This is a genomic window from Pedobacter sp. UYEF25, from assembly GCF_054061655.1.
Window position 1 is genome coordinate 1 of the sequence record NZ_JBSSEL010000039.1, and the last position, 9827, is coordinate 9827.

Below are 9827 nucleotides of genomic sequence, written 5' to 3' on the forward strand. Positions count from 1 at the left end.
CCGCCGGAATGTCAGCAAAACCCTTCTGTAGGACTTTGTTTTTTTAGCGAACTAATAAGCAATACTGGGGGGTCAGTATACTCAAGAATATCCAGCGTTTACAGATGTGGCTCAAGAGCTTAGAAAACTTCTCTTTAATAAACCAAATTATACACATTTAGTTTTTGACAAAGTGGAGGGGGAAGAAGTGGTCTCCGCTCGGAGTTATAAAGCAGAAAAAATATTTACAGAGGTTGATAAATTAGATTTTAAGGAGAAAAGCTTCGAGGCAATCAAAAATTATTTTAAGTTAGCAATTGCTGAATTTGATGGTATAGAGAATCTTCAAGCGAGATTTTTGACGGAGGAGAAGTCAGTATTTTCGTGTTTAATTTCTAGTAAGGGGAATCTTAAAGATGCTTACATCACTATTGGACTTTCCAATGGGGAACAATTCGGTTCTGGAGATTTGAATTACAACTTTACTCAAAATATGCCTCAAAACTCAATGAATCTAAGTTATCTATTCTCAATAGGCCACGATGATTATAATCTTTATTGGGAAAGCAGAAACGGTTTTCAATCTAGAAGTAATGAGCAATTGACGGATAAACAAATAGCAGAGAAAATTTGGGATGAATTTATAGGACAAGTTGGAGTTTCTTAATATCCATGGCATAGAAAATGTTTACCAATTACATCATATAAGATACCCAAGCTTAAATTAAGAAAAATGGTAAAATTAATGCTTTAATAGATATTACTTGTTTACAAGATGCTTATTAATAGCTTGTCCGATTATCTGTCTTTTTTTTCTAAGCTGCAATGAAAATGTATTGCTGTTAAATTCACGTTTGCATCTTTTAATGTAGGATATGTAATTTGAATGATTTTTAATTTCAATATTAAAATGGTCAAAAATAAAGTCACCTCGATCATTAATTACCAAAGAATATTTTTTTCTAAAAATCTGTTTAATCTCTGTTTTATTTGAATTTTTTAACGGTGAATTATACAGTTTCTTAATTTGATTCATATAAATAGCGTTGGGAATATTGGGGTCGTGCAGTGATAACCTTTTAGCTCTCCTTGCTCTCCTCTTGATTATTCCAATTATACGTCGGTAATATTTGGCGATATTAGTAGCTTTAATTAAAGTATTATAACCTCTAAATTCAAATCCTAAATAAGTAAGTGGACAATCAATCAGAGAATTATTCTTTGTTAATTTAATCGCTGTTATTCTTGATTCCTCCTTTTTATTGTAAACAACTTTTTTAAATAAAAACCGCTCAGTTTTGTCTTTACTAATTTCAATCTCGTATTTTAAAATGAGATGATTGACATAAGCTTCTATTTCGTCTAATTTAGTCGGATTACATAATATTAAAATATCATCAGAGTATCTCCTGTAATGTGCCCCAAATTTTTTAGACACTTCTTCTAAGATATGTTTATCGAAATCTAAAAGATATAAGTTTGCAAGCACTGCGCTAATAGGCAAACCTTGAGGAATACCTATTACCTCTTTTTTACAAGTAAGCTCATCGGTCTTTCTAAATGGGTTTTTATAAATAGGTAATCTACCTTCTTTTATTTCTTTTCTAAAATGTTCATTTGACTCAAAAAAGCATTTATAACCCTTGTTTTTTCTAATTTTAGCTAATTTAGATTCATCAAATCTATGACTACTTTTCTTTTTTAAATCATTGTATAAAACATAACTAAAGTTAGTGCACGCGTTAAATACATTACTATGGTCAGAAGGTAGAACCTCCTTGTCTAACAAGTTTGCCCAAGTTTTATAAAGCAATCTATGTGATAAAGTTGAAAAGAAGCTCTTTAGATCAATCGCCAATACAGATATTGAACCCTCGATTTCGACTCTATTTTTAATTTCATCAAATACCTCATTTGCGAAATGAATGTTGCTTTTGCCCTTGATATTACTTTCAGAAATTGAAATTCTTCTGTAAGCTAATACTGCATTATTTAGCTCATTATCCTCTTTAAGCTTCAATTCGTAAAGCTTACCTAACTCCTCTGCGTAATAACTATAAATTAAAGTATCAAAATGGGTTGCGTAATGTAAAGGCCTTTTTTTTATACTTTTTTCAGTTTTATTATTTTTAATCAGTTTATGAGAATGAGCCCGGTCTGTTCCGATATGCTTCTCTGGATTAGCCTTTTTATACTTGCGTTCGGCAATAATTCTGTGCATTAAGGGAAAGAAGGCATACTTGCTGATATATTCGGGCGAAATGATTTTATGATAATAAGACGGCCAATTTTTATCCATACTCAACGACGGAGTAATATGCAAATAGCCTTTGCTCTGTAGCCAGTCTGGTTTTTTTTTCATACTCAAAAAAAGCTTAGCAATGGGCTCTCAATAATGTATTCTTGTTTACATACCATCTTTCAATGCGGACTAGGACCCAATAACTGAGTCATTGTAATTTTGATAAATTATTAAATAATAAATTCGTAAATTGCATGATAAGTATATTAAATACCCTCATTATAATGTTCATTGGCAATGTGCCGCTGATTACGTTATTACTCAACTGTATGGTTGACACCTGTGAAATCTTACGAGAAGATGACCCAGAAGTTTGTAAACCATCACCTATTATTTCTAATAGTAAAGCCATAAAGGCTCTTTAATCCTACCTAATTGTAAACTACTGTTTATCCCATTGCATAAGCTAACCAAATATAGTAAATTGCCCTATACTTTAAAAAATTAATAATCTCAAAATGGAACAAAATCAAGATGAAACTCCTCAGGTAAGTATTGTCAAACTAGAAAACACAATTGAAAAAGTACCACTAGGTTCGATAGTTTCTAATTTTGCCCATCCTTACACTTCTAGTAACACAAATGTATTAATTTCAACATATGCGCATTTTACACCTCCATTAATGGTGGTGGTCGAAAAAAAATATGGTAACGCATATAATTCAATAAGTGGCGAAAAAGAGAATGATTCTTACAAATGTTTGTACTATTCTACAATAAATGGTGCTTTCGAGCTTAATTGGTTTAAGACGAAAGAGATTAAAATAATACAACAAGAGAATAATATTTTTTTTAGGTCAAATAGGAATAAAACAATTGAGGTATTAAAGAGAGAATTATTTGGCAAAACAGTTATTCTTACAAGCGTTGATCTAGAACTCGAAAAAACTAAAATCTGGTCTGATAATGATGGTGATCTTGCTAAATTGAAGACGAGTAATTTGTTAGATTTTCTACCGCCATTAGGTTCTGTGATTGATGTTAAGTACAACGATGATTATCAGAAATATGACGAGAAAGATGGTACGCTCAGTTATAGAAAGTCTAAAGTTACAATTAAAGTTAGATGGTTAAATAATATCACTTCCAAGTATAGTGAAGAATACGTTCCACTAGTATCACTAAAAATTGTTGATATTAATTTGAAAGAATTTAATTTAATAGACTTGTATTTAGATGGTGAGCCACTTCTTTTAGAAGATAACTCATCTGTCGAAATTAAGTCTTCTCCTATAGAGTTTAAAGATGTGATTTGGAAGCATTATTATTATATATATAGGTTTAAAAATTTATTTACAAAACAGATTATATCTGTAAAAGATAGTGGTTTAGTTAAACTTGCACATTTAAATACTGTCGATTCTGAGAAGGCTAAATTAGTTTTTGATAGCCCTCCGTTCAATTATATTAATATTTTTAATTTTTTTAAATCTGAAAATAGAGCTTCTTGGGATAAAAAATGGTTTGAAATTCAATATTCAGATAAAAATGAAAAATATTCTAAACGAATAATTTATGTAAGTGAATTAATTGAAGAAAGCCTAATTGAATCGGGTAAAAAACGAATTCTGATAAAAGCGAATTGTTTATTAAGAAGAGGAGCTATACGACATTTTAACGTGAGTAGAATTAGAGCTTACAGAGAAATGCCTAAGGATTATGAAACTATTTTTGTAAAATAGGTTTTAAATGATACTTATGAAAATATTTTTTTTGGTGACAGTCGGTCTATAGAGAAAATCAAAATTAACTGGTCTAAATTGGATGAGATGGCAAGAAATCTATAATTCTTAGACAATCAAAATGTAATCTCTAAAAGAAATAAAAGCCGTTCCAAAAACGGGAGCGGAGTGCATTAGCAATTAGGGCGTAAAAACCAATTATAGCTTATTAGACTTTTGGCGTTGGAGTGTTTCTGATATTTTAAGCAATGCCACACGTGGTCGATTTGCCGAGTTTATTGTAGGCGCGGCTGTGGGTATTAATCCAATGGATTTAAGGGATGAATGGGATGCGTATGATATTACTACGCCAACTGGAGTTAAAATTGAAGTTAAATCAGCAGCGTATATTCAAAGTTGGGGTCAAAAGGCTTTTTCTAAAATCTCGTTTTCTATCAAAAAAGCGAGATTCTGGGATGATGAAAGTAATAGGCGAATTGCCGACGCTCGAAGGTCGGCGGATATTTATATTTTCTGCCATTTAAAACACCAAGACCAAAAAACCATCGATCCTCTAAAAATGGAACAATGGGATTTCTATGTTTTACCAACCATCCGTTTAGATAATTATACCAGAAGTCAACATTCGATAACCATTAATTCTTTGAGGAATTTAACTGAGCCAGTTATGTATAAAGATTTAAAGCTGGAGATAGAAAAAGCCTCCAAAGTGCAAAATCGAGTCTAAGTTTGGTACCTCGGTTAAGGAAGGAAAAAATTGCCACGTTGCGCTCGCAGTGACTTAAGAAATGAATATGAGCAGCAATCGATACACATACTACCAATACTCCTGCATAAAATTTATTATTTTTGAGTTGTGTATTTCTCAGAACCGAAACTCCAACAAATTAAAAACCTTTGTGAAAATAACGGTGTAAAATCTCTGTTTGCTTTTGGTTCGGTGGTTCGCAATGATTTTAGTGTAGATTCTGACATTGATTTAGTGGTAGATTTTGAGGAAAAAGATCCTTACATGTACGCTAATCTATACTTTGATTTTAAAGACAGTTTAGAAAAGCTCTTAGAACGACAAATAGATTTAGTTGAAGAGAGAGGGGTTAAAAATCCATTTTTTAGACAGGAGTTGGACGCCACAAAAGTGAAAATCTATTGATATTAGAATTAAAGCATGCATTTTGATGTGCTGCTGGGCAGACTGAAATCAAAAATCTTACTTAAATCTCGTAGTTCGATGCCATTCCAATTTCTCCTGGGAAGGATAAAACCTTTCGTCGTTTGGTAAAAAGATAGTTTGTTTTGCCAATTTTGACAGACTATAAGGATAGCTTTTATCCTCCATAACGGCATCAGAAATCAAAATTTTATAATCGTGGTCAACAGTAATTAGGCCTGCGTCGAAAGCTCTGTGCATGGTAGGTGAGAGTGCTAAACCATTTCCAATACTATCGTCTTGCGTAACACTGAAGGGCATAATATGGCAAGCATCAACTAATAGATGTTTAAAGGTAGAAGTAGTTTGCATACCAGTGAAGCTACATTTACAATCGTAAATCATTGGTACGAATTTTTTGAAGTTTCCATTGCGCACAAAGAAATCAAATTCTAATTCGGGGCTTTGGACTTTTTTGAGATTCGGTGCTGGCTCTTGCAAGAGATATTCCTCCAGTTTTTTCAAATCGTATTCTCTTTGTTTTTCTTTTCTCATTGCTCGTTTCTTCAATGGAAAATAGAAATCTAACAAATTTTCCTTAATCACTTCTCGTGTTATCGTATCGCTCAATAAATTGAATAATTCGTATGAAAATTTTCCATAAGCAATTTTGCGTGATAAGGTATTTATACTAGAGATGTGAGATTTGATTGAAGTTCCATTTACGGAAACTAAATACCAAAAAGTGTTACCATTTGCTTTGTCATTTTGGAGATAAAACAGGGGTTGTGTAATATCAGGTTGGTGCCCAGTGCTTACCAGTAAATCCCAAAGCTGTTTAAACGTTGCTACTAAAATACTATTGATTGGAATCTGATTTTGCCAGATGTACCCTTTTTCGATTAATTCTATAAACGTAAGTAGCAGAATAGGCTTATGGGGCGCAATTCCATAGTGTTCTGTAGAAGCTCGTTTTATACTTATTAAAGTATTTAGGTAGGTGTTTAAATTAGAATTCATCTGCTCTAGCAAAAATGCAGATTTATTTGTAGTTCGGTGAACTGTTTTTCTTATTTCAATAATTGAATACATCTATGGTTGTACATATCTTTAAACCGCCTTCGGTTATATTTCCAGAGATTCCACAAACGAACATTTAACGATGAGAATGGGGGAGGCTTTTGGAATGAAAACTGCAAAATCTAGTTTGATACAATTAAAATCTGGAGAGCTTTCTTACCTCACAAAACGTTTCGACAGAATCGATTAAGGTGAAAACTGTATATGTTAGATATGTTCCAAATGTTGGAAGCTTTCGATAAATACAAAAGTTCTATGGAAGAGGTTGGTAAAGCAATAGGACAATATTCAAGCCGAGCGGTATTTGATAAATTATACTTTTTTGAGATGACTATTTTTAGCTTCCTGACTGGCAATAGCGATGAGGACCTTAAAAACTTCTCCTTACTCTTAGAAAATAATAAATGGAGCTTGTCGCCAGCGTATGATTTGCTAAATGTAGCTATTGTAAACCCAGAAGACAAAGAAGAACTTGCTTTGACTTTAGCCAGCAAAGAGAAAAAATTAGGATTGGTAAAATTTCAATATTTCGGCGAAAAATTGGGTTTAAATGAGGAGCAGATTAAGAGCGTATTCAAAAGATTTAACAGCTGCAAACCACTAGCTTTTGAATGGACTCAAAAGTCTTCTCTGTCTGAAGAAATTACAGAAAAATATATTAATTTAGTAGAAGAAAAATACCAGCCGTTTTATTAGTCGGTAAATTACCCCGTTTTGTACTACTTTTGTACTGAAAAATTTAGCTAAGTAATTGATCATCAGTGCTAACGTACTTCCTGCATCGGGAAGTAAATCGACTTTCTATTTGACGCCCAATTTTTTTATCTTCAAAGCTGTGAAGAGATTATTGCCATAAGATTTCACTTGCAACCAAAACAAAAATCAGCTACCTTGTCGGTATAATCATTAACTCCACTCACATGCGTAGCACAATTCTACTGTTCAGTTTAACCTCTTTTTTAATGCTTCTTTCGTTAGGTAATTTAACTGCTAAAACAGCCGCCGCTGTAAAATCTAAAAGTACACACTTTGCAGATTATGATGCGCTAATCGGTCGTTGGGATATTGCCGTTGATATGAATGGGAAAACAGTTCCATCTTGGTTGGAGGTTAAAAAATCTGGTGTTAAAACTTTGGTAGGTTATTTCGTGGCCACTTCTGGTAGCGCAAGACCAATTTCTGAAGTAAAATTCGCGAACAATAAATTTAGCTTCGAAATTCCACCGCAGTGGGAGAGTGGTACAGAAAATTTAGTGGTTTCGGGAGAACTCACGTCAAACGGCCTTGCAGGAACTTTGAAAGATTGTGATGGCAAAATATACAAGTGGACCGCAGTAAAAGCACCATATTTAATCAGAACAAAAAAACCAGTTTGGGGAAAACCGATAGCGTTGTTCAATGGAAAAGATTTATCTGGATGGAAAGCTTCTGGGCAGAATCAGTGGGTGGTTAAGAATGGCATCCTAACAAGTCCGAAAGCAGGTTCTAATTTAATAACCGAGCAAAAATTTGATGATTTTAAACTTCATGTAGAATTTAAATATCCCAAGGGAGGTAATAGCGGGGTATATTTAAGAGGAAGGTATGAAACTCAAATTGAGGACAGCAATAAAGATGCGCACCCAAACAACGTTTTATTTGGCGGTATTTATGGCTTCTTAACCGCAAATGAAATGGTTACCCTTGGGCCCGATGTTTGGCAAACATTTGACATTACTCTTGTTGGGCGCTTGGTTACCGTGGTAGCAAATGGCAAAACCATTATCAGCAATCAGGAAATACCGGGCATCACGGGCGGCGCGTTGGATAGCAACGAAGGTGAACCAGGTCCAATTTATTTGCAAGGCGACCACATGCCGGTCGAATTCAGAAATATCGTTTTTACTCCCGCGAAATAATTAATTAACTTTTAGTTTTTGAACGAAATAGCAAGCTTTTTTATGTCTGTTGGCGATAGTTAAAATGAAGTGTACGTGCTAACTGTGCGAGATTAATCATTTAATATTTAATCTCCAGTATTTTAAAAACTCTATCTCGATTTTGCAGCTTTAGTACCGCTTCTTCGCCAACTTTCTTGTCCATAAGTATTTTCGCTACTGGTGAAACGAACGAGATTTTTCCCTTAGAAATCTCTGCCTCATCCACACCAACAATTTGATAGGTTTGAGGTTTTTTTTCATCTGTAATTTGTAGCGTAACGGTCGCGCCAAACTTGATTTCGTGTTGTGGTTGCTCGGCCAGATCGATTACTTTGGCGGTAAGTATTCGCTCGATTAATAAATTTAGTTTTGCGTTTAAAAAATTGCCAGCAATCCGAAGTTCATTTTCATTTTCGTGTGCTAAACTACTTCGCTCGTCGGTTAATTTTTCTTTTTCTGCAAGCAGTTCTGCCAATCCATTTGGGGTTACATAGTTGGCAATTCCACTTGGCAAATCTGCCCTTGGCGGAACGATCGGAATTTCTTCTTGATCATCTTCTTTAACAAATCCTCTGCTCATAATCAAGTTTTTTTTGTTTACGGTGTTCCATAATGATCACTAAATACACAATTGTAACTTATAAGTTTTTTTAAGGCTTTAAAGGCGAATTGTTAAAACAGCTACGGATCGTCAATATTTTCACCCTTGAATATTGGCTTTAAATAATTGTAAAATAAAGAAGTTGGAAATCTTTACGAGAGCAAGGAAATAAAATTAGGATTCGACTTTTCCTTAATTTGGTTCAGGATATTAATTTTTTTAAGCAGATATCGATTAACATCTTTAGCGAGCATCTGTTGAGAACTCGTTGGCATGTTGAGCTTTGACCGCTAAATTAAAGACCGGGATTTAGACAATTGAATTTATGACGAGAACTCCGATTAAGGAATAGGAAGATTGCCGCACTGCGATCGCTAATAAGGAACTTCTTTGAAATGAAGAGGTGCGAAACGAGAAGATTGCCACAGCCCCCTTATCCATTGTCCAACCCTTCAGCTTCGCAATGACGAATAGGATGCTCGCAATGTCATTGATGCGCCTGCAATAAAGATTATGCTTTACCCACCAATCTTCGTCAACTCCACCGCGCCATTTAAAGCAGTCAACAATGCAGCTTTATAGTTAATGAAAGCCTCCTGTCGATCGGCCTCCTCGCTTACTTTTAGTGTGCGTTTAACAACTTTAACCTGCTGTAGATCATTGAGATAATGTTCGTTAAAGGTATCAGGATTTTTGTTTTTCAATATTCTTATAGAATGGGAATACTGTTCGAAGACATCTGTGATGATTTTAAGACTCTTATCATCGTAAATGGTTAAACCGTTTACCTTGTTGGCCAGTATTTCTAATTTTCCTCGTTCTTTTGCGTAACCCATATCGGCGAAGATACGTTTTTTGAATATTTATTTGTTTGTCACGAGATCTAACGGTGATTTTTTTCTACCAACGGTAAACGTGAATTTTTGTTTTTCAAATTTTGGGCGTTTCCCTCGTCTGCGCTCTTTGCCTACACTCGGGGGCGCGCTATCCATTTCAATCTTTTTAGGCTCGTTCCTCGCAAAAAAGTATCCATGTAATTAATAGGCTTTAGTTAGAGAAGTAGTCAAAAGTGCTACAATAAATGAATTAATTTTATACTCTAAACTAAAGCCAA

At 34.1% G+C, this 9827-nt stretch carries 11 protein-coding genes; 7 read left to right on the top strand and 4 right to left on the bottom strand.

The features are described 5' to 3' along the window. The first annotated feature begins 106 nt into the window (after positions 1-106). Complete coding sequence (locus ACVWYG_RS19010) at positions 107-646, top strand: hypothetical protein (RefSeq protein ID WP_457272613.1); 540 nt, start codon at positions 107-109, stop codon at positions 644-646. A gap of 93 nt (positions 647-739) precedes the next feature. Here the strand turns inward: ACVWYG_RS19010 and ACVWYG_RS19015 are convergent, their stop codons facing one another. Continuing rightward, positions 740-2341, bottom strand: coding sequence for a reverse transcriptase domain-containing protein (locus ACVWYG_RS19015; RefSeq protein ID WP_457272615.1), 1602 nt, complete (start codon positions 2339-2341; stop codon positions 740-742). Positions 2342-2739: 398 nt separating this feature from the next. On the opposite strand from ACVWYG_RS19015, the gene ACVWYG_RS19020 reads away from it, so the two are divergent. The 3 genes from ACVWYG_RS19020 (at position 2740) to ACVWYG_RS19030 (ending at position 5116) form a co-directional block, all read left to right on the top strand. Then, positions 2740-3963 (top strand): hypothetical protein, encoded by a 1224-nt coding sequence (locus ACVWYG_RS19020; RefSeq protein ID WP_457272617.1) that lies wholly within the window; start codon positions 2740-2742, stop codon positions 3961-3963. Positions 3964-4270: 307 nt separating this feature from the next. Then, positions 4271-4690 (top strand): hypothetical protein, encoded by a 420-nt coding sequence (locus tag ACVWYG_RS19025; RefSeq protein ID WP_457272619.1) that lies wholly within the window; start codon positions 4271-4273, stop codon positions 4688-4690. Positions 4691-4819: 129 nt separating this feature from the next. Beyond that, a complete protein-coding gene (locus ACVWYG_RS19030; protein WP_457272621.1) occupies positions 4820-5116 on the top strand; it encodes a nucleotidyltransferase family protein in 297 nt (98 codons plus the stop codon). 57 nt (positions 5117-5173) lie between these two features. Here the strand turns inward: ACVWYG_RS19030 and ACVWYG_RS19035 are convergent, their stop codons facing one another. Beyond that, positions 5174-6205 (bottom strand): HNH endonuclease, encoded by a 1032-nt coding sequence (locus ACVWYG_RS19035; protein WP_457272623.1) that lies wholly within the window; start codon positions 6203-6205, stop codon positions 5174-5176. 37 nt (positions 6206-6242) lie between these two features. Between ACVWYG_RS19035 and ACVWYG_RS19040 the strand changes: the two genes are divergently transcribed. The 3 genes from ACVWYG_RS19040 to ACVWYG_RS19050 all read left to right on the top strand — a co-directional run bounded on the left by ACVWYG_RS19040 (position 6243) and on the right by ACVWYG_RS19050 (position 8091). Further along, positions 6243-6383: a HipA domain-containing protein gene (locus tag ACVWYG_RS19040; RefSeq protein ID WP_457272633.1), complete on the top strand. Its 141-nt coding sequence runs from the start codon at positions 6243-6245 to the stop codon at positions 6381-6383. 14 nt (positions 6384-6397) lie between these two features. Continuing rightward, positions 6398-6889 (top strand): HipA domain-containing protein, encoded by a 492-nt coding sequence (locus tag ACVWYG_RS19045; RefSeq protein ID WP_457272625.1) that lies wholly within the window; start codon positions 6398-6400, stop codon positions 6887-6889. 224 nt (positions 6890-7113) lie between these two features. Further along, on the top strand, positions 7114-8091 hold the full coding sequence (locus ACVWYG_RS19050) for a 3-keto-disaccharide hydrolase (RefSeq protein ID WP_457272627.1): 978 nt from the start codon (positions 7114-7116) through the stop codon (positions 8089-8091). A gap of 100 nt (positions 8092-8191) precedes the next feature. Here the strand turns inward: ACVWYG_RS19050 and ACVWYG_RS19055 are convergent, their stop codons facing one another. Further along, positions 8192-8692, bottom strand: a complete 501-nt coding sequence (locus tag ACVWYG_RS19055; RefSeq protein WP_457272629.1) for a GreA/GreB family elongation factor — start codon at positions 8690-8692, stop codon at positions 8192-8194. A 539-nt stretch (positions 8693-9231) separates the two neighbouring features. Continuing rightward, the gene (locus tag ACVWYG_RS19060) at positions 9232-9549 is read right to left on the bottom strand and encodes a hypothetical protein (protein WP_457272631.1); all 318 of its coding nucleotides are present in this window, start codon (positions 9547-9549) and stop codon (positions 9232-9234) included. Between the last annotated feature and the right edge of the window lie 278 nt (positions 9550-9827).